This is a genomic window from Stenotrophomonas sp. C-A (assembly GCF_054030835.1).
Map to the genome: position 1 here is coordinate 768,806 of NZ_CM132916.1, position 19,449 is coordinate 788,254.

20 protein-coding genes are annotated in these 19,449 nt (G+C 68.0%); 8 read left to right on the forward strand and 12 right to left on the reverse strand.

What is annotated here, in order from left to right; genetic code table 11:
- Positions 1-42: 42 nt before the first annotated feature.
- The 4 genes from rnk to ahpC form a co-directional block, all read right to left on the reverse strand.
- Positions 43-447, reverse strand: coding sequence for a nucleoside diphosphate kinase regulator (gene rnk, locus ACW5IY_RS03455; protein WP_049436469.1), 405 nt, complete (start codon positions 445-447; stop codon positions 43-45).
- 123 nt (positions 448-570) lie between these two features.
- Positions 571-1,533, reverse strand: a complete 963-nt coding sequence (locus ACW5IY_RS03460) for a LysR substrate-binding domain-containing protein (RefSeq protein WP_049436468.1) — start codon at positions 1,531-1,533, stop codon at positions 571-573.
- An 85-nt stretch (positions 1,534-1,618) separates the two neighbouring features.
- A complete protein-coding gene (ahpF, locus tag ACW5IY_RS03465) occupies positions 1,619-3,211 on the reverse strand; it encodes an alkyl hydroperoxide reductase subunit F (protein ID WP_049436467.1) in 1,593 nt (530 codons plus the stop codon).
- A 225-nt stretch (positions 3,212-3,436) separates the two neighbouring features.
- Positions 3,437-4,000, reverse strand: coding sequence for an alkyl hydroperoxide reductase subunit C (gene ahpC, locus ACW5IY_RS03470; protein WP_049436466.1), 564 nt, complete (start codon positions 3,998-4,000; stop codon positions 3,437-3,439).
- 354 nt (positions 4,001-4,354) lie between these two features.
- Between ahpC and prmC the strand changes: the two genes are divergently transcribed.
- Together prmC and pip are read left to right on the forward strand one after the other, a co-directional pair.
- Entirely contained in the window at positions 4,355-5,212 is an 858-nt protein-coding gene (prmC, locus tag ACW5IY_RS03475) for a peptide chain release factor N(5)-glutamine methyltransferase (protein WP_049436465.1), read from the forward strand.
- A 48-nt stretch (positions 5,213-5,260) separates the two neighbouring features.
- Positions 5,261-6,202 (forward strand): prolyl aminopeptidase, encoded by a 942-nt coding sequence (gene pip / locus ACW5IY_RS03480; RefSeq protein ID WP_049436464.1) that lies wholly within the window; start codon positions 5,261-5,263, stop codon positions 6,200-6,202.
- A 90-nt stretch (positions 6,203-6,292) separates the two neighbouring features.
- Here pip and ACW5IY_RS03485 read toward each other — a convergent pair whose 3' ends face one another.
- Positions 6,293-7,177: a LysR substrate-binding domain-containing protein gene (locus ACW5IY_RS03485; RefSeq protein WP_049436472.1), complete on the reverse strand. Its 885-nt coding sequence runs from the start codon at positions 7,175-7,177 to the stop codon at positions 6,293-6,295.
- 106 nt (positions 7,178-7,283) lie between these two features.
- On the opposite strand from ACW5IY_RS03485, the gene ACW5IY_RS03490 reads away from it, so the two are divergent.
- Together ACW5IY_RS03490 and ACW5IY_RS03495 are read left to right on the forward strand one after the other, a co-directional pair.
- Positions 7,284-8,702, forward strand: a complete 1,419-nt coding sequence (locus ACW5IY_RS03490; RefSeq protein WP_049436463.1) for an MFS transporter — start codon at positions 7,284-7,286, stop codon at positions 8,700-8,702.
- Positions 8,699-9,370 (forward strand): DUF7716 domain-containing protein, encoded by a 672-nt coding sequence (locus ACW5IY_RS03495; RefSeq protein WP_049436462.1) that lies wholly within the window; start codon positions 8,699-8,701, stop codon positions 9,368-9,370. Before ACW5IY_RS03490 ends, ACW5IY_RS03495 begins: the two co-directional genes overlap by 4 nt.
- 72 nt (positions 9,371-9,442) lie before the next feature.
- On the opposite strand, the gene ACW5IY_RS03500 is transcribed toward ACW5IY_RS03495, so the two are convergent.
- The 4 genes from ACW5IY_RS03500 to ACW5IY_RS03515 are packed head-to-tail and all read right to left on the reverse strand — an operon-like array spanning position 9,443 to position 12,297.
- The gene (locus tag ACW5IY_RS03500) at positions 9,443-10,240 is read right to left on the reverse strand and encodes an N-formylglutamate amidohydrolase (protein WP_049436461.1); all 798 of its coding nucleotides are present in this window, start codon (positions 10,238-10,240) and stop codon (positions 9,443-9,445) included.
- Positions 10,233-10,787, reverse strand: a complete 555-nt coding sequence (locus tag ACW5IY_RS03505) for an NUDIX hydrolase (RefSeq protein WP_010481791.1) — start codon at positions 10,785-10,787, stop codon at positions 10,233-10,235. The genes ACW5IY_RS03500 and ACW5IY_RS03505 overlap by 8 nt, the downstream gene beginning before the upstream one ends.
- A complete protein-coding gene (locus tag ACW5IY_RS03510; protein ID WP_049436460.1) occupies positions 10,784-11,719 on the reverse strand; it encodes a 5'-3' exonuclease H3TH domain-containing protein in 936 nt (311 codons plus the stop codon). Before ACW5IY_RS03510 ends, ACW5IY_RS03505 begins: the two co-directional genes overlap by 4 nt.
- A complete protein-coding gene (locus ACW5IY_RS03515; protein ID WP_010481787.1) occupies positions 11,716-12,297 on the reverse strand; it encodes a nitroreductase family protein in 582 nt (193 codons plus the stop codon). Before ACW5IY_RS03515 ends, ACW5IY_RS03510 begins: the two co-directional genes overlap by 4 nt.
- Positions 12,298-12,628: 331 nt before the next feature.
- Here ACW5IY_RS03515 and ACW5IY_RS03520 point away from each other — a divergent pair, with 331 nt between their 5' ends.
- Complete coding sequence (locus tag ACW5IY_RS03520) at positions 12,629-14,950, forward strand: DUF1631 domain-containing protein (protein ID WP_049453825.1); 2,322 nt, start codon at positions 12,629-12,631, stop codon at positions 14,948-14,950.
- Positions 14,951-15,001: 51 nt separating this feature from the next.
- Entirely contained in the window at positions 15,002-16,081 is a 1,080-nt protein-coding gene (locus ACW5IY_RS03525) for an NAD(P) transhydrogenase subunit alpha (RefSeq protein ID WP_049436458.1), read from the forward strand.
- A gap of 102 nt (positions 16,082-16,183) precedes the next feature.
- On the opposite strand, the gene ACW5IY_RS03530 is transcribed toward ACW5IY_RS03525, so the two are convergent.
- The 3 genes from ACW5IY_RS03530 to ACW5IY_RS03540 are packed head-to-tail and all read right to left on the reverse strand — an operon-like array spanning position 16,184 to position 17,556.
- Positions 16,184-16,645, reverse strand: coding sequence for a DUF3106 domain-containing protein (locus ACW5IY_RS03530; protein ID WP_049436457.1), 462 nt, complete (start codon positions 16,643-16,645; stop codon positions 16,184-16,186).
- Positions 16,646-16,648: 3 nt separating this feature from the next.
- Positions 16,649-16,975 (reverse strand): membrane protein, encoded by a 327-nt coding sequence (locus ACW5IY_RS03535; protein ID WP_049436456.1) that lies wholly within the window; start codon positions 16,973-16,975, stop codon positions 16,649-16,651.
- Positions 16,972-17,556 carry an RNA polymerase sigma factor gene (locus tag ACW5IY_RS03540; RefSeq protein ID WP_005408172.1) on the reverse strand — a complete coding sequence of 195 codons (585 nt, stop codon included), beginning with the start codon at positions 17,554-17,556 and terminating at the stop codon, positions 16,972-16,974. The genes ACW5IY_RS03535 and ACW5IY_RS03540 overlap by 4 nt, the downstream gene beginning before the upstream one ends.
- A gap of 98 nt (positions 17,557-17,654) precedes the next feature.
- On the opposite strand from ACW5IY_RS03540, the gene ACW5IY_RS03545 reads away from it, so the two are divergent.
- On the forward strand, positions 17,655-17,975 hold the full coding sequence (locus ACW5IY_RS03545; RefSeq protein WP_005408173.1) for an NAD(P) transhydrogenase subunit alpha part 2: 321 nt from the start codon (positions 17,655-17,657) through the stop codon (positions 17,973-17,975).
- Entirely contained in the window at positions 17,972-19,432 is a 1,461-nt protein-coding gene (locus ACW5IY_RS03550) for an NAD(P)(+) transhydrogenase (Re/Si-specific) subunit beta (protein ID WP_049436455.1), read from the forward strand. The genes ACW5IY_RS03545 and ACW5IY_RS03550 overlap by 4 nt, the downstream gene beginning before the upstream one ends.
- The last annotated feature ends 17 nt before the right edge of the window (positions 19,433-19,449 follow it).

The following is a 19,449-nucleotide window of genomic DNA, read 5'->3' on the forward strand; positions in this document are numbered from 1 at the left end:
CTGGTGCAGGGGGATCGAATCGCGCGCGGTGCGCAGCGGTAATCAGGGGCGGTCGTTGTGGACCGCGGTCACGCGCAGGCGCAGCTTGCGGCCGCCAGGCGCGTTCCAGTCGATGCTCTGGCCGATGGCCAGGCCCAGCAGGGCGGTGCCGACCGGGGCCAGCACGGAGACCTTGCCTTCATCGACGTTGGCTTCGCGGGGGAAGACCAGGGTCAGGACGTGCTTTTCGCCCGACACTTCATCTTCGCACTCCACGCGCGAATGCATCATGACGATGCCTTCGGGAATCTGGTCCGCTGCCAGCACGGTGGCACGGTTGAGTTCTTCAGCAAGCGCGAGCGCGGCAGGCGTCTGGCTCAGCGCAGGGGATTCGAGCATGGCGTCCAGGCGGTCCATGTCGAAGGTGGAAACGGTGATCGACGGCGGCAGGCCGCTGGCGGTACTCATGGTGAAGCTCCTTGGTTGAAAGCCATGCAAAAGGCGGCACCTGCTGGCGCCGCCTGTCTGTATTGTGGGGACAAATGCGGCCGGAATCGACTCCTGCCGATTCCAGGCCGGTACTGCGGGGGCTCAGCCGTTCAGCGCGGGGCCGGGCAGGGCGGCAGTGTCGCCGGCGGCGTTGACCGCCTCCAGGGTGAACAGCGCCTGCGGCAGGCGCTTGAACTGGTCGGCCAGCTCCATCAGGAAGTCGTTCATGGCCGAGCTGCGGCGCCAGATCATGGCGATGCGGCGGCTGGGACGGCCCTCGCCGGTGAAGTCGAGCAGGCGGATGTTGTTCGAGCGCGGGACCGGCGGCTGCACCGACAGGCTCGGCAGCAGGGTGATGCCGACGTCGGCGGCAACCATCTGCCGCAGCGTCTCCAGGCTGGTGGCGCGGAACTCGGACTTCTCGTTGGCACCGAACAGGCGGCAGACTTCCAGCGCCTGGTCGCGCAGGCAATGCCCGTCTTCCAGCAGCAGCAGCTTCTGCGTGGCCAGTTCCTGCACGTCCAGGTGTTCGCGACGGGCCAGCGGGTGGCGCCCGGACACGGCCAGCAGGAACGGCTCCTCGAACAGGAACTCGGCGTGCAGCTGATCGTCGATCACCGGCAGGGCCAGCAGCGCAGCATCGAGTTTGCCTTCGCGCAGGCGGTCGAGCAGCACATCGCTCTTTTCCTCGACCAGCAGCAGTTCCAGCTCCGGGAAGCGATCGCGGATGCGCGGGATCACATGCGGCAGCAGGTACGGGCCCAGGGTCGGGAAGATCCCCAGGCGCACCGTACCGGCTTCCGGATCGCGGCTGCGTCGCGCCGCTTCCTTCAGTTGTTCCACTTCGGACACGATCACTCGCGCCCGCGCGGCAGCCTCCTGGCCGGCCGGGGTCAGCATCACCTTGCGCGGTGCGCGTTCCACCAGTGGCAGGCCCAGCTCTTCTTCCAGCTTGCGGATCTGCGTGGACAGCGTTGGCTGGCTGACGAAGCAGGAGGCGGCAGCCCGGCCGAAATGCTTGTGGTCGGCCAGGGCTACCAGGTACTTCAGATCACGTAGGTTCATCCTTACACCCCAGGGGTAACGGACCGGCTGACGGCGTGGTTACCCGACAGGCAGACAATGTTCCCGGTGATCTGGGAACGGTGGATCAGGCAGCTTCAGCAACGGCACCGCTGCTGCTGCTCACCGACGAGCGGATCAGGTGGTCGAACGCGCTCAGTGCGGCGGTCGAACCGGCGCCCATGGCGATGATGATCTGCTTGTAGGGTACCGTCGTGCAATCGCCGGCGGCGAAAACACCCGGCAGGTTGGTCTGGCCGCGGTCGTCGATGACGACTTCGCCACGCGGCGACAGCGCCACGGTGTCCTTCAGCCACTCGGTGTTGGGCAGCAGGCCGATCTGCACGAAGATGCCTTCCAGCTCGACGCGGTGGGCGTCGCCGCCGACGCGGTCCTTGTAGACCAGGCCGGTGACACGGCTGCCGTCGCCCAGCACTTCGGTGGTCTGCGCGCTGGTCAACACGGTGACGTTGGCCAGGCTGCGCAGTTTCTTCTGCAGCACTTCATCGGCGCGCAGGCTGGAATCGAACTCCAGCAGGGTTACATGCGACACGATGCCGGCCAGATCGATGGCCGCTTCCACGCCGGAGTTGCCACCGCCGATCACCGCCACGCGCTTGCCCTTGAACAGCGGACCATCGCAATGCGGGCAGTAGGCCACGCCCTTGTTGCGGTACTGGTCTTCGCCCGGCACGTTCATCTGCCGCCAGCGTGCGCCGGTGGACAGGATCACCGAACGCGACTTCAGCACTGCGCCGTTCTCCAGCTGCACCTGCACCAGGCCGTCTTCACCGGCCGGCACCAGCGCGCTGGCGCGCTGCAGGTTCATGATGTCCACCTCGTACTCGCGCACGTGCTGTTCCAGCGCCGTGGCCAGCTTCGGGCCTTCGGTCTCCTTCACCGAAATGAAGTTCTCGATCGCCATGGTGTCCAGCACCTGGCCACCGAAACGCTCGGCGGCGATGCCGGTGCGGATGCCCTTGCGTGCGGCGTAGATCGCTGCTGCCGCGCCGGCCGGGCCACCGCCCACCACCAGCACATCGAAGGCGTCCTTGGCGGCGATCTTCTCGGCATCGCGCTTGCCGGCATTGGTATCCAGCTTGGCCACGATCTGCTCGAGGGTCATGCGGCCCTGGTCGAAGACTTCACCGTTGAGGTACACGGTCGGCACCGACATGATCTCGCGCTTCTCGACTTCGTCCTGGAACAGGGCACCATCGATGGCCACGTGCTGGATGCGCGGGTTGAGCACGGCGGCCAGGTTCAGCGCCTGCACCACGTCCGGGCAGTTCTGGCAGGACAGCGAGAAGTAGGTTTCAAACTTGTACTCGCCTTCCAGGTTCTGCACCTGCTCGATCAGCTCGGCAGTGGCCTTGGAGGGGTGGCCGCCCACCTGCAACAGCGCCAGCACCAGCGAGGTGAACTCGTGGCCCATCGGCAGGCCGGCGAAGGTCAGGTGGATGTCCTGGCCCGGGGTGCCCAGGTCGAAGGACGGCACGCGGCCCTGGCCGTCACGCAGCACCTGCAGCGAGATCTTGTCCGACAGGCTTTCCAGGGTCTGCAGCAGTTCCAGCATTTCCTGCGACTTGGCGCCGTCGTCGGCGTGCGCGGTGATCTGGATCGGGCGGGTCACGCGCTCCAGATAGGTCTTCAGCTGCGACTGCAGGTTGGCGTCCAACATCGGGTCATCTCCTGGCTTCAGGCAAACAGGGGGCGTGGCACCGCTTTAGAAGGTAGCGGACCAGCAGGGGGTAGGGGTGAACCCAAGACAGCGACCGTGGAACGGGCTGGCTGGCCAAGGCTGGCGCGCGTTGGCTGTCTTGGGTTCACCCCCACGCCGGCGGGGGGACCGGCACGGGGATGAAAGGCGCGCGGTGGCGTGGGGCCACGGCAGGCCGGTACTGCTTTAGATCTTGCCGACCAGGTCCAGCGACGGGGTCAGGGTCTTCTCGCCTTCCTTCCACTTGGCCGGGCAGACCTGGTTCGGGTTGGCGGCGGTGAACTGGGCAGCCTTCAGCTTGCGCAGGGTCTCGGAGACGTCACGGGCGATCTCGTTGGAGTGGATCTCCAGGGTCTTGATCACGCCTTCCGGGTTGATGATGAAGGTGCCGCGCAGGGCCAGGCCTTCTTCCGGAATGTGCACGCCGAAGGCATTGGTCAGCTGGTGGGTCGGGTCGCCGACCAGCGGGAACTGGGCCTTGCCGACGGCCGGCGAGGTTTCGTGCCACACCTTGTGCGAGAAGTGGGTATCGGTGGTGACGATGTAGACCTCGGCGCCGGCCTTCTTGAACTCGGCGTAATGGTCAGCCGCGTCCTCGATCTCGGTCGGGCAGTTGAAGGTGAAGGCGGCCGGCATGAAGATCAGGACGGACCACTGGCCCTTCAGGCTGTTGTCGGAAACCTTGATGAACTCGCCATTGTGGTAAGCGTTGGCTTCGAACGGCTGGATCTGGGTGTTGATCAGGGACATCGTTTTTCCTCTGGTGAAGGGGAGTGGGTGAATCGACAGGAGCTAGGTTACCGATTCGCTCGCGATAAGAACAATCCATTGATTGCATCTATTTGATAGATGGAGTCTATCAAAGGGCCATGAGCAGGCACTGAACCTTGCCGCCCTCATCCTGCAACTGCCTGTGTGACAAGGAAAATCGTCCTGGGCGCGTGAAAAGGGCTGATAGCCCCTCCTTATGCGCTCTGGCGAAACCTGAACGGATTCCAGCTTTTTGTAGCGTCAAGCCACGCTCGACGGTGGATCTGTAGAGCCGAGCCGATGCTCGGCTGTTCCAGAAGTAGCCGAGCATCGGCTCGGCTCTACAATTGAGGAATGTCTTTCCAACCCGAACCCACCCTGCGCCAGATCGTGGCCGAGGCCAGCGCCCGCCTGGGCGGCATCGACGCCCGCCACGAGGCCGAACTGCTGCTGTTGCACGTACTGGAGCGCCCGCGCAGCTGGTTGTTCGCGCACGCCACCGACCCGCTGCCGTCCACCGATCAGGCCACCTTCGAAGCACTGCTGGCCCGCCGCGTGGCCGGTGAGCCGGTGGCCTACCTGACCGGCCGCCGCGGTTTCTGGACGCTGGACCTGGAGGTCGACCCGGCCACGCTGATTCCGCGCCCGGAAACCGAGCTGCTGGTGGAACTGGCGCTCGAGCGCCTGCCGGCCAATCGCGACCTGCAGGTGGCCGACCTCGGCACCGGCAGCGGCGCGATCGCGCTGGCGCTGGCCAGCGAGCGGCCGCAGGCGCAGGTGCAGGCCACCGATGCCAGCCCGGGCGCGCTGGCCGTGGCCAAGCGTAACGCCGCGCGCCATGAGCTGCGCAACGTGCGCTTCGCCGAGGGCGGGCACGACTGGTATGCGCCGCTGCAGGGCGCGCGTTTCGACCTGATAGCAAGCAACCCGCCGTACATCGCCAGCGACGACCCGCATCTGGAACAGGGCGACCTGCGTTTTGAACCGGCCACCGCGCTGGCCTCCGGCGTGGATGGCCTGGATGACATCCGCCGCATCGTCGACGGTGGCCAGGCCCACCTGCTGCCCGATGGTTGGCTGCTGATCGAGCACGGTTGGGACCAGGGCGAGGCGATCCGCGCGTTGTTCGACGCGGCGGGTTTTGCCGAGGTGCAGACCGTGCAGGACCTGGAGCAGCGCGACCGCATCACTCTGGGCCGGCGTCCGGCCTAGAATGGAGGTTCTCCTGCCCCGGCAGGGCATCACCCTGGAGCTGCAAGCATGCGTACGCTGTACCCCGCCATCACCCCCTACGAGGTCGGCACCCTGAAGGTCGACGACCGCCACACGCTGTACTTCGAACAGTGCGGCAACCCGGACGGCAAGCCGGTGGTGATGCTGCACGGTGGCCCGGGCGGCGGCTGCAGCGACAAGATGCGCCAGTTCCACGACCCGGCCAAGTACCGGATCATCCTGTTCGACCAGCGCGGTGCCGGCCGTTCGACCCCGCACGCGGACCTGGTGGACAACACCACCTGGGACCTCGTTGCCGATATCGAGAAGCTGCGCGAACACCTCAAGGTCGATCGCTGGCAGGTGTTCGGCGGCAGCTGGGGTTCGACCCTGGCGCTGGCCTATGCCGAAACCCACCCGCAGCGCGTGACCGAACTGGTCCTGCGCGGCATCTTCATGCTGCGTCGCTGGGAGCTGGAATGGTTCTACCAGGAGGGCGCCAACCGCCTGTTCCCGGATGCGTGGGAGCACTACCTGAAGCCGATTCCGTCAGTGGAGCGTCATGACCTGATCTCGGCCTTCCACCGCCGCCTGACCAGCGACGACGAAACCACCCGCCTGGAAGCGGCCAAGGCGTGGGCGGTGTGGGAAGGCGCCACCAGCTTCCTGCACGTGGATGATGACTTCATCAACAGTCACGAAGATCCGCACTTCGCGCTGGCGTTCGCGCGCATCGAGAACCACTACTTCGTCAACGGCGGCTTCTTCGAAGTGGAAGACCAGCTGCTGCGCGACGCGCACCGCATCGCCGATATTCCGGGCGTGATCGTGCACGGCCGCTACGACGTGGTCTGCCCGCTGGCCAACGCCTGGGACCTGACCAAGGTGTGGCCGAAGGCGAAGCTGGACATCACCCCGGCCTCGGGCCACTCGGCGTTCGAAGCCGAGAACGTGGACGCGCTGGTGCGCGCCACCGATAGCTTTGCCTGATCGGTAGTGCCGGCCGTTGGCCGGCAACGCCTCACCGGTAGCGCCGGACATGGCCCGGCGCTACCGGCCTCATCCACGCATGGCGTGGATCTACCAATCCCCCGCCAGCAACGCGTCGGTCAGCACCTGCAGCTTCGGCGAATGCTGGCGCGACGGCGGGTAGATCAACGACAGTTCGCGGCTGCGGCCCTCGAAGGGCTGCAGCACGCGCTGCAGGCGGCCGTCGGCCAACGCATCGGCCACCGCGAAATCCATCACCTGCACGATGCCGATACCGGCGATGGCCGCTTCCACCAGCGGATCGCCGCTGTCGAACACCATCCGCGTCGGTGGCGTGACCTCACGCAGTTGCCCGTCCTGCAGGAACTGCCAGTCCACCAGCCGGCCACTGCGCAGGTTGCGCACCGCCAGGCACGCGTGATCCTGCAGCGCGGCTACATCGCCCGGTGCGCCACAGCGGGCCAGATAGGCGGGGCTGGCCACCGTCACCCAGCGCAGCGGCCGCAAGGGCCGCGCGACGATGCGCTGGTCGGCGATGACGCCGGTGCGCAGCGCGGCATCGAAGCCTTCCTCGACCAGATCGACCAGGCGGTCGCTGAGCACCGCTTCCACCTGCAACTGCGGATGCTGTTGCAGCAACGGCCCCAGCATTGGCACCAGCACCTTGCGGCCAAACATCGACGGCGCGCTGATCTTCAACGTGCCCGAGGGCGTGCACGGGCGGTCGGCCAGTTGCCGCTCGGCATCGTCCAGGCCGGCCAGCAGGGGGGCCACCTGTTCCACGAACTGGCGGCCATCCGGGGTCAGCGCCACGTTGCGGGTGTTCCGCTGCAGCAGCTTCACCCCCAGCGTGGCCTCCAGCCGGCCGATCGCGCGGGACAGGCCGGACTGGCTCAGGCCGAGCTGGCCGGCGGCCACCGTGAAGCTGCGTGCTTCGGCGACCTGCACCAGCATGCGCACCGCATTGAGGTCCATCGAGGCTGCATTCATGCTGAAAATCATGACAGATATGGGCGGCAGGGGGTTTATTGAGTTGTCCGCATCAATGAGACTGCGCTCCCCCCACCGCTCCAACCCGCCGATGCCTCCCCTCAAATACCCGCGCTGTGCGCTGACCCTGTTGGCCACCGCGCAGCTGATCATCGCCCTGGACGCCACCATCATCTTCGTCGCCCTGCACGACATGGGCCGCGCGTTGCAGATCAACGCGCAGCAGTTGCAATGGGTGGTCAGTGCCTACACCGTCGCGTTCGGCGGCAGCCTGCTGCTGGGTGGCCGCGCCGCCGACCTGATCGGCCGCCGCCGTTTCTACCGGCTGGGCATGCTGCTGTTCGCACTGGCTTCGTTGCTCGGTGCGCTGGCGCCGAATGCCACCCTGCTGATCATTGCGCGTGCCGCACAGGGCGTCGGTGCGGCGCTGCTGTTCCCGGCCACGCTGGCATTGATCAACACGTTGTACGCCGAAGGCCCGGTGCGCAACCGCGCGCTGGCGATCTGGAGCATGGCCAGCGCGGTGGGCCTGGCGCTGGGCACGCTGCTCGGTGGCGTGCTGACCCAGGCGTTCGGCTGGCCGGCGGTGCTGGCGGTAATCGTGCCGCTGGCCACCGCATGTGCGGTCGCTGCCGGTGCGTGGTTGCCGGCCGATGGCCCACGGGTGCAGGGGCGTTCCTTCGACCTGGCCGGCTGCCTCACCGTCACCGCTGGCGGCAGCCTGCTGGTCACCACCCTCGTGCAAGGGCCGGAGTGGGGCTGGACGGCGCCGGCCACGCTCATCTGCCTGCTGCTTTCAGCAGTACTGCTGACCGTGTTCGTGCAGATCGAGAAGCGCAGCCGTGACCCGCTGATGCAGTTTTCGCTGTTGCGCCTGCCCGGCCTGCGCGCGGCACTGGGCCTGACCTTCGCCTTCATGAGCAGCTACGGCGTGCAGTACTACTTCCTGGCGCTGTACTTCCAGGATGGCTATGGCTGGAGCCCGCTGCAGGCTGGCATGGCGTTCCTGCTGCCGACGCTGGTGTGCACCTTCGGCATCCGTATTGCCGAACGCATGCTGCGGCGCCGTTCGCCACGGCAGGTGCTGGCCTGGGGCTTTGCCGCCGGTGCCATCGGCATCGCCGCGGTGGCGCTGGCAATGCCGCATGGCGCCGGCTACTGGCCGCTGCTGCCGGGCATCGTGGTGCTCAGCATCGGCCAGGGCATGAGCTGGACGGCGATGTGGATCGTGGCCGGGCAGGGCGTGCCGGGACCGCAGCAAGGTGTTGCGTCCGGCATGGCGGCCACCGCCCAGCAGATCGGCGGCGCCTTGGGATTGGCGGTACTGGTGATGATCGCCAACGCCGCGCGCGGCACGCAGGCGGCAACCAGCCCCGATGCCCTGCAGGGCATGGTCAATGCACAGTACGGCGCCGCGCTGTTCGCCGCGCTCGGCGTGGTGATCGCGCTGGGCCTGCGCCCGGCGCCGGTAGACTCGGCAGCGACCGCCTGCCTGAGCACCGACGCATGATCGAACTGCTGGACCTGCAACAGACCCTGCATGCCTTCGCCGCCTGCAACGATGATGATGAGGTGTACGGTTCCTTCGGTTGGGTGCACGCCACCGAGGGCGATCTGCTGCAGGCGCGCTTCTGGTTGCCACCCGATGAGGATGCCGCCTTCGATGAGGACAGCGAGGTCCCGGCTGAAGCGCGCGCGCTGGGCCTGGGCACGTTTCTGGAACCTGCGACGTTTGCGGATGTGCTCGACGTGCAGAAGCGGCAACGCCCGCTGTCGTCGCTGCGGGACTACGCACAGGCGCTGGCGTACTACGCCGAGTACGACGCGTTCCAGCAGGTCGAGGGTATCGACGAGGCCCTGGGCGAAGCGGAAGCTGCGGAACAGGTGGCTGCGCGCGAGGCGGGTGTGGGCACAGGCATCTTCGCGTCCTTCGATCTGACGCTGGGAGCGTGCCCGGAGGGGCAGATCAAAGCCGCAGCCCAGTGCGTGGCGCGCCTGCTGGAGATTCCGGTGGGCGAGGCGTTGGCGCGCTGCCGCGTGTTGCCGCTGGTGCTGGGTGAAGCGCTGGATCGTCGCCGCGCGCAGGCGATCAAGGATGACTTCGATGTCATCGGCGCGACGCTGCAGGTGCAGGGCTTCAAGCCGTTCCCGTGGATGGACGCGCCCGTATTGCGTTGAACGACACCATCCACGCATGGCGTGGATCTACTGGGACATCGCGAGTAGAGCCACGCCATGCGTGGATGACGTTCAACCGAACGCCAGCAACTGCGGCTGCAGCGCGCTGAAGATCCGCGCCAGCCGCTCCGCCCACGCCTGCTGCCCGGCCACGTCGGCAATCAGGTCCTGGCGGATCTCCAGTTCCACGTGCACCAGCCCACGGCCTTCGCCGTGCACCGGCACCGCGTAGTCGCTGGTGCTGCTGACCGAATATGGTTCGTTGTCACCCACCACCAGGTCGCCGTCGTCGCGCAGTGCCTGCAGCAGCGCATGCGCAAAGCGCGTGTCCTGGTGGTACAGCACGCCGGCATGCCACGGTCGCTGCGCGCCGTTCATCGCGGGGGTGAAGCTGTGCATCATCACCAGCAGGGTAGGGCGGCCGGCATCGCGGCGCGCATCCAGTTCTGCGTCGATGCGTGCATGGTAGGGCGCGTGGATCGCATCGATACGCTGCTGCCGCTGTGCCGCCGACAACCCGGCATTGCCCGGCACCACGGTGTGGTCGCTCACTTCCGGAATCAGCGTTGGCGAGGCCAGCGGACGGTTGCAGTCGATCAGCAGCCGCGAATAGGTCTGTTCGATCGCCCAGGCATCCAGCCGTTCGGCCAGTGCACGGGTGGTGCCGGCAATGCCGATGTCCCAGCCGATATGGCGGTCCAGCTCGGCCTGCGCCAGGCCAAGGCCTTCCAATGCTCGCGGCACCTGCTGGCCGGCGTGGTCGGCCAGCAGCAGGTACGGTGAGGCGCCCTGCGGCCGGTGGAGGGTGTAGATCGCCGGGTCGTCGGCGCCCAGCAGCGCCGGCAGCGCATGCAGGTCGGCGTCAGCCACGCGGGCGTCCGTCCAGGTGGTGCTCGATCATCCACAGCCCGGCCCAGAGCTTGGCATCCAGCTCGTAGCCTTCGCCCATCTTCTGTACCAGCCAGGCCGCAGCCTCACTGCGCGGAATCTCGTGCACGGTGATGTCCTCGCTGTCATCGCCGCCGCCTTCACCGATCCGGCGCAGGCCGGTAGCGCGCACGAAGGCGATCTTCTCGCTGCTGGCGCCGGAAGATGTCGGGCCGATCATCAGCACTTCGGCGTGGTCGGCGGTCCAGCCGGTTTCTTCTTCCAGTTCGCGTACGGCCGAGACTTCGATCGATTCGCCGGCGTGGATGTCGCCGACCAGGCCGGCCGGCATCTCGATGGTGGGGGCCTGCAGCGGCACGCGGAACTGCTCGACGAACAGCACCTTGTCCTCGGGGGTGACGGCGATGATGATCGCCGCCAGGCCGCCGGCATGGGTGCGTTCGCTGTACTCCCAGGTGCCGCGCACCAGCATGCGCTGGTACTTGCCTTCATAGACGACACGCGGGGCTTCGGTGTTGCGCTGGCTCATGCGGGCTCGCTGTGGGTGGGAAGAATGTCGGGTACGCCGGCGGCATCGAACAGCCGGCGGCGGGTCATCGGGCCGAAGCGCAGGGTCTGGCACAGGCCGCCGAGCAGCTCCGGGTCGGCCGCCTGGCGCAGCAGGCCGGGTTGGCTGCCTTCCAGCGGCGCGTCCAGCGCGATGGTGGTCAGCTGGCGCCAGAGCTGGGCGTGCTCGCGCTGCTCGCGCAGGCGCACGGCCATCTGTGCGGCGCCGCGCAGGCGCAGGAACGGTACTTCATCCAGTCGCTCGTACAGCGCGTCCATGCTGCCGAAATGGGCCAGCAGCACGGCGGCAGACTTGCTGCCGACGCCACTGACACCGGGAATGTTGTCCACCGCGTCGCCACACAGCGCCAGGTAATCGGCGATCTGGTGCGCATGCACGCCGTGCCGTGCCTTCACCCCGGCCACGTCCCAGCGCTGGTTGCGCGCGTAGTCCCACTGTTCGTCGTGGTCCAGCAGCAGCTGCGACAGGTCCTTGTCGGCGGAGATGATCACGCCGCGGTGGCTGCCACGATGCACATGCAGGGCGCTGCCGATCAGGTCATCGGCCTCGTATTCGTGGTGGGCCAGAACGGCAAGGCCCAACGCCGCGCAGAGCGCCTTGCAGTGCACGAACTGGCGCTTGAGCGCCTCCGGCGCCGGGTCGCGGTTGGCCTTGTAGGCCGGGTACAGGCGGTGGCGGAAGCCGCTGTCCAGCGCTTCGTCGAAGGCGATGGCGATGTGCCGTGGGCGCTCGCGCTCGAGCAGGTCCAGCAGGAACCGGGCGAAGCCGTGCACCGCGTTGGTCGGCCAGCCCTGCGCGTCCTGGAACTGGTCCGGCAGCGAGTGCCAGGCGCGGAACACGTAGATGCTGGCGTCGACCAGGTACAGCGAGGGCGGCGCTGCCGGCAGGCTCATGCCGGCGGCGTCCAGTCACGCAGCAGGGCCGCCGGATCGGGGCGCTCGCGTTCGGGGACGGCGGCCTTCGGCGTGCCGATATGGATGAAACCGGCGATGCCTTCGCCCTCGGACAGCCCCAGATAGGCCTGCACGGCCGGGTCGAAGGCCATCCATGCGGTCAGCCACTGCGCACCGAAGCCCAGCGCCTGCGCGGCCTGCAGCAGGGCGAAGCAGACGCAGCCGGCGGTCATCAGCTGTTCCTGTTCGGGCACTTTCGGGTCCGGACGCGGGCTGGCCACCACCACGATCACCAGCGGCGCATGGCTGAAACGCTGGCGGTCCTTCTCGAATACCGCCTCACCGGCATGCGGGTCGCGCTGGCGGCTGCGCTCGGCCAGGAAGTCGCCCAGAGTGTGACGTGCATCGCCGGCGATCTTCAGGAAGCGGAACGGTACGCGCTTGCCGTGGTCGGGCACGCGCACGGCCGAGGCCAGCATGCGCTGCAGGGTGGCCGGATCCGGTCCGGGCTCGCCCAGTTGCCGCGAGGGCACCGAGCGGCGGGCATCCAGGGCAAGCAGGGCAGCGGGGTCGGGCATGGAGTCTGAACCGGTCATCACGGGTGTTTGATTATAGTCGGGGTGGTCAATGACGCCGTCTGTGTCGCGTCTCGCCCCTGAATATCAAACTGTGATGAACATCATGCCACTGGCGGGAAAGGGACGACCGCTTCCTCTCGCCTCGTGGGCCTCGCACGGCTTACGATATCTATCTTGCCGGGCCGCCGGTCATGAGGTTTGAAGTGAGGACTGTTTCACTGTCCGTGACGGGCTGGCCGGCCTACCATCGACGTACCGGTACATGGGGTGTGCCGGTCGTCGCGATGTCCATGCTGTCTGTCGTATCAGAGAAGGTGGGGAGCCTTCCCGAATGATGAGCGCGCCCACACCGATGGGATCGCCGGGCCGTGACCCGGTCCAGCTTCAGCGTGCCCGGGACATGGTCCTGCCGGCGCTGTGCCAGGCTTTCGGGGCCGCACTGGCGCGTTTCGACGATGCACTGTTCGACCGGGCCGGCAATGCAGGCTCGTCGCAGCTGCTGTTCCTGGATGCGATGCGCGAGCTGCGCCGCCGCCGTGAGGACATCGCCGCCGCCTTTGCCGGCCACCTGCAGCGGGCCTGGGATGCACTGGCCAGTGGCGAGCCGCTGTCGGCCGAAGCCACCCTGTCCGGACCGGCCGAGGATGGCCTGAGCCTGCTGGCTGAACATGTACTGGAGTCGCGGCTGGCGGTGCGCAATTTCGCCACCGTGCTGCTGCGCGACTTCAAGCCGGTGCTGGCGCGGCTGGACCGGCGCCTGGGCCGCTTGATCGGCGGCGCCGAGCTGGATGCCGACCACAACCCGGTCAGCCCCGAGCACCTGGGCGTGGCCATCCATGAGGCCTTTGCCGGCTGCGAGCTGGCGCCGGAAGTGCACCTGGTGCTGATCAAACTGTGCGAACGCGACCTGCGCGCGCCGGTGGGCCGCATCTACGAGAAGCTGGACGAGCAGCTTGCCGCCGCTGGCGTGATGTCGCAGATGGGGGCGCCGCGGCGTCCGCTGTCGGCCGCGCCCGACCCGCGCATGGCGCCGGGGGCGGACGATCTGGTCGAGCCGCGCCACGCGGCGGGCTTCGAATCCGAATTCAGCGATGATGAACAGGCCGCGCCGGCCTGGGCGCAGCGGTTCGCCGCGCGCTGGTCCGAGCGCCGTGGCCACATGCAGCAGCACCTCGGGGGCGAGGATGCCGGCAGCGGTGAGGCGTATGCCGGCCAGCAGGGCATGTTGCTGGAGGCCCTGCATGAGCTGCTGCAGCAGACCCGCCACGTTCGCGAGGACGCCACCTCGGCCGCGCAGGTCGCGGTCGGCCAGCACCGCCCGTTGAGCCAGCGCGAGATGATGTCGGTGCTGTCACTGCTGCAGGCCACGCCCAGCGCCACCCTGCGTGCGGCCATCGGCGAGGACGGCGAATCGCTGGCGCAGCGGCTGAAGAGTGAAGTGCTGTCCAGCGCCACCCGTCTCGGCGTCGATCCCGGCCAGACCCGGCTGGACCCGCAGGACGAGGACGCGATTGATCTGGTGGGCATGCTGTTCGACGTGATGCTGGACGAACGCGAGCTGGAAGGTCGCTCGCGCGAGTTGATCGGCCGCCTGGTGGTGCCCTTCGTCAAGGTGGCGATGCTCGACCGCCGCATGTTCGTGCAGAAGACCCATCCGGCACGCAAGCTGCTCAACTCGCTGGCCGAAGCCTGCGAAGGCAATACCGGCGAAAGCCAGGCCGAGCGCATGCTGATGGCCAAGGTCGAGGAGATCATCGAACGGCTGGTGGCCGAGTTCAACGAGAACCTGGCGATCTTCCTGACCCTGGAAGAAGAATTCCGCGAGTTCCTCGTCCAGCATCGCCGCCGCGTGGAAATCGCCGAGCGTCGCGCCGCCGAAACGCAGCGCGGCCAGGAAAAGCTGGAAATGGCCCGCAGCCGCGCCGGTGCCGAACTGGACCGCCGCATCGGCGATGCCACCCTGCCGCCGGCCATCGCCGAGTTCCTGCGCCAGCCGTGGCAGCACCACCTGACCCTGGCGCTGCTGCGCGAGGGCGAGGAGGGTGCGTCGGTGGCCGAGGCACTGAGCCTGGCTGACGGCCTGCTGGAGGAAGTGGCCGAGGCCCGCCGCCAGATCGTCGGCAAGCCGTGGCTGCAGGCCTGGCAGCCGGTGCTGGCCAAGGTATTTGCCAGTGTCGGCGTGCACGGCGATGCCGCCACCGGTGCCATCGACGCCTTGCATGACACCTTGCAGGGCATTGCCGAATCGCGCCCGGAACTGCAGCGCGCGCTGCCGGAACTGCCGCAGGTTGCCTTGCCGGCACCGCCGGTGGCTGAATCGCCCGCGGTCGAGCTGGGCGGGCAGATCGACGCCGACGATTTCGACAACGCCGATGCCGACCGCTTCCGCCGCATGGAAATCGGCAACTGGCTGGACTTTGTCGACAAGGACGGCAAGGTGCAGGCCGGCAAGCTGTCCTGGGTCAGCCCGATCTCCTCGCGCCTGCTGTTCGTCAACCGCCGCGGCGTGCGCTTCTGCGTGGCCTCTCCGGAGGAACTGGCGGTGATGGTGCGGCTGGGCCGGCTGCGCGCCCATGTGGATGACGGCGCCTTCGACAGCGCCATGCAGGGCGTGATCGATCGGCTGGACCCGGGCAGCGCCACCCTGCACTGAGCGGAGCCGCCTGCTAGGATCGGGAAAACTCACCGATCAGCGGGGACCTGCATGGCCGTGGCGTTGCTGGGGATCAAGGAGACCGCGCCGGGCGAACGGCGCGTGGCGTTGACGCCGGAAACCGCGCGCAAGCTCGGTGCCCTCGGCATTACCGTCTGGTACGAAGCGGGCGCCGGCTTGGCTGCAGGCTTCACCGATGCGGCCTATGACGATGCCGGTGCACGTGTGTTCGACGCGGGTCGTTGGGGAGAGATCGATATCCTGCTGTGCGTGCAGGCGCCGCCGGCGTTGGTCCTGGAGCAGCTCAAGCCCGCTGCCAGCGTGGTCGGCCTGCTGGCCCCGGCCAGTGATCCGGCGCTTGCGGCATTGGCCGCTGGCGACCGCCTGCAGCTGTTCCCGCTGCAGCAGCTGCCGCGCACTACCCGCGCGCAGGCGATGGACGTGCTCAGTTCGCAGGCGGGCATGGCCGGCTACAAGGCGGCGCTGATCGCGGCCGAGCGTGCGCCACGCTTCTTTCCGATGCTGACCACCGCCGCCGGTACCGTGCGTCCGGCCAAGGTGCTGGTGATCGGTGCCGGTGTGGCGGGCCTGCAGGCCATCGCCACCGCGCGCCGGTTGGGTGCACAGGTGGAAGGCTTCGACGTGCGCCCGGAAACCCGCGAGCAGATCCAGTCGCTGGGCGCGCGCTTTCTCGACCTCGGGGTGAGCGCGGCGGGCGAGGGCGGTTACGCGCGCGCGTTGACCGATGAAGAGCGTGCCGAGCAGCAGCGCCGCCTGGCCGACCACCTGCGTGGTGTGGATGTGGTGATCTGCACCGCTGCGGTACCGGGGCGACCGGCGCCGACGATCGTGACTGCCGCAATGGTGGAAGGCATGGCCACCGGCAGCGTGATCGTGGACCTGGCGGCGGAGGGCGGCGGCAACTGCGCACTGACCCAGCCAGGGCAGTGCATCGAACACCAGGGCGTGACTATCGATGGCCCGCTGGGCCTGGCCAGCCGCGGTGCAACACAGGCCAGCGAGATGTATGCGCGCAACCTGCTCAACTTCGTCGCGCTGTTCGTGCGCGAAGGCCAGCTCGGTTTCGACTGGGACGACGAGCTGCTGGCGAAGACGCGCTGGCAGGCGTGAACCTGATATGCCTCCTGTAGAGCCGAGCCCATGCTCGGCTTGCGCAGGCGCGATAAAGCAGCCGAGCGTGGGCTCGGCTCTACAAAGGGTTGAACGCTGCCTTTACCGCGGCTTCGCCGGCGGCGGGTTCTCGCGCACCCAGTCCTTGCGTTGTTCCGGCGTCATCTGCGACCAGCGCTCGCGCAGTGCGTCGCGCTGCGCGGGCGGCAGATCCCGCATCTGGCCGAACAGGGCCCGGGCCTGCTCACGCTGTTCCGGGCTCATGTGCTCGAAGCGGCGCAGGCCACGTCGGGCCTTGTCGCGTTCCTCAGGGCTCATCGACTGCCAGCGCCGGCCATGCGAGAGCATGCGCTGGCGCTGGCCGGCATCGGCGCTGTTCCAGCGGTCGCGCAGCGGTGCCAGCAGGGATTCCCGCTGTGCTTCACTCAACTGTTCCCAGGCCGGCAGCGGCGCGGCCGGCGCGGGGCGTGCGGCAGGGGAGGGCGCGGCGCTCTGCGCCAGTGCCGGGAGGGCCGGCAGCAGCGACAGGGTCAGCAGCAGCGGCAGGTGATTGAATCGGGGCATGGTTCACTCCATCGCCAGGTCGGTATCGCCCAGCCACAGGTACAGGTCGGGATTTTCGTCGTAGAGCGCGCTGTTGTCTTCCACCGAGGCAAGCACAGGTGCCGGCGCAGGGCCCGTCAGCGTGCCATGGCCGCTGAACTGCAGGCCGATACCCAGTGCCACCACCAGCGAACAGGCACTGGCCAGCCACCAGCGCCAGCGCCCGCGATGGGTGGCCGTGGCGCCGTGGCGAGCCTGGCGCAGCCGGGCCAGCGTTGCCGGCGACAGCGCGTGCAGCGACTGTGCGTGCAGGCTGCGCAGGGTGTCATCGGAAGGCAGGGAGCGGTTCACGGGTGGATCTCCAGGTAATCCTGCAGCGCCTGGCGGGCGCGTGCCAGATGGGTTTTTACCGCGCCTTCGCTGCAGCCCATGGCGCGGGCGGTGGTGGCCCCGTCCAGGTCCTGCAGCACGCGCAGGGTGAAGGCTTCGCGCTGGCGGGCGGGCAGGCGGCGCAACGCGTCCACCAGCTGCTGGTACTGCTGGCGCTGTTCATGCGCCTGTGCCGGGTCCGGGCCGGGATCGGCCCAATCGATCTCGCCGCCTTCCGCGTCCTGGTTGTCGCGCCAGAACGGCAGGCGGAAGCGGCGCCGGCGCTGCACGTCGATCACGCGCCGGCGCAGGATGCTCCAGAACAGCGGCGCCCATTCGGCCGCCGGCTTGTCGGCGTAGTCCAGCATGCGCAGCAGCGCGTCCTGCACCGCGTCCATGGCGTCTTCGCGCTGGCGCAGGCCAGCCTCGGCGAAGCGGAACGCACGCGGGCCAACGCTGGCCAGGAACGCTTCCAGCGACGCCGGCAGGGCATCGGTCTCGGCGCTCGGGGGAACGGGGCTGCTCACCAGCACAGGGTACGGTTCCTCGCTCGGGGTCACCATCGACAACGCGTGAGCGCGGCTTCGGTTGACGCCGGGCGCGCACCGGGTTCAGCCCGTGGTTATGATGGGACGACGAAGACAGAGCAGGAGCGTTGCCAGTGAGTGACGGGTTCGTAGCGCTGTACATCTTCATGCTGGCAGCCATCGCCGGCCACGTGATCATTTCGCGGGTGCCGGTGATCCTGCATACCCCGCTGATGTCGGGCTCCAACTTCATCCACGGCATCGTGCTGATCGGTGCGATGGTGGTGCTGGGGCACGCGCAGACACCGCTGGAGAAAGCCCTGGGCTTCCTCGCCGTGGTGCTCGGTGCCGGCAACGCGGCCGGTGGCTACGTGGTCACCGCGCGCATGCTGGAAATGTTCAAGCCGAGCGCGCCCAAGGGCGGCAAGGACGAGCCGAAGGAGCCGCAGGCTTGAACATCAGCACCGTCGAACTGCTCGATTGGCTGGTCAAGGCCAGCTACCTCGTCGCCGCCACGCTGTTCCTGCTGGGCCTGCAGCGCATGGCTTCGCCGCTGACTGCGCGCAGCGGCATCCGCTGGGCCGGGCTGGGCATGCTGCTGGCTACGGCGGCAACCTTCTTCCTGCCCGAACTGCACAACGTGCCGCTGATCCTGGTGGCGCTGCTGCTTGGCGCGGGTTTGGCCTGGTGGTCGGCCGGCAAGGTCGCCATCACCGACATGCCGCAGATGGTGGCGCTGTACAACGGCATGGGCGGTGGCTCGGCGGCGGCCATCGGTGCAGTGGAACTGCTGCGCTACGCCTTCCTGGCCAACCGCGATACCAGCCACTGGAGCGCGCAGGCGCTGGCCGACCTGGCCGCGCGCCAGCCCTCGGGCACGGTGCTGCTGCTGGCGGTGGTCGGCGCGGCCATCGGTGCGGTGTCGTTGTCCGGCTCGGTGATCGCCTGGGCCAAACTCGATGGCCGCCTCGACAAGCGCGTGACTTGGCCGGGCCAGCAGGTGATGAACTTGCTGGTGGCACTGGCGGTGGTGCTGCTGGCGATCATCGCCGCGAGCACGCTCAATACCTGGGCGATCGTCGCCTTCTTCGTGCTGGCGCTGGCACTGGGCGTGCTGATGACGCTGCCGATCGGTGGCGCCGACATGCCGGTGGTGATCTCGCTGTACAACGCCTTCACCGGCCTGGCGGTGTCGTTCGAAGGCTACGTGCTGGGCAATGAGGCATTGATCATCGCCGGCATGATGGTCGGCGCGGCGGGCATCCTGCTGACCCGGCTGATGGCCAAGGCGATGAACCGGCCGATCCGCAACGTGTTGTTCTCCAACTTCGGCGGCGGTGCCGGCGGGGAAGCGCAGGCGATCACGGGTGCGCAGAAGCCGATTGAAGCATCGGACGTCGCGGCGATGATGGCCTACGCCGAACGCGTGGTGATCGTGCCAGGCTACGGCATGGCCGTGGCGCAGGCCCAGCACAAGATATGGGAGCTGGCGCAGCGGCTGGGCCAGCGCGGTGTCAAGGTGAAGTTCGCGATCCACCCGGTGGCCGGACGCATGCCCGGGCACATGAACGTGCTGCTGGCCGAGGCGGGCGTGCCCTACGACCTGATCGCCGACATGGACGACATCAACCCGGAGTTCGCCAACACCGACGTGGTGCTGGTGATCGGCGCCAACGACGTGGTCAATCCGGTCGCACGCACCGATCCGGCCAGCCCGATCTACGGCATGCCGGTGCTGGACGTGGTCAATGCGCGCAACGTGGTGGTGATCAAGCGTGGCAAGGGCACCGGCTTTGCCGGCATCGAGAATGCGCTGTTCTACGCCGACAACACCCGCATGTTGTACGGCGACGGTGCCGAGGCGGCAGCCTCGCTGGTGAGCGAACTGAAGGCGCTCGACGGCGGGCATTGAGATCCGGCTGCATCCGG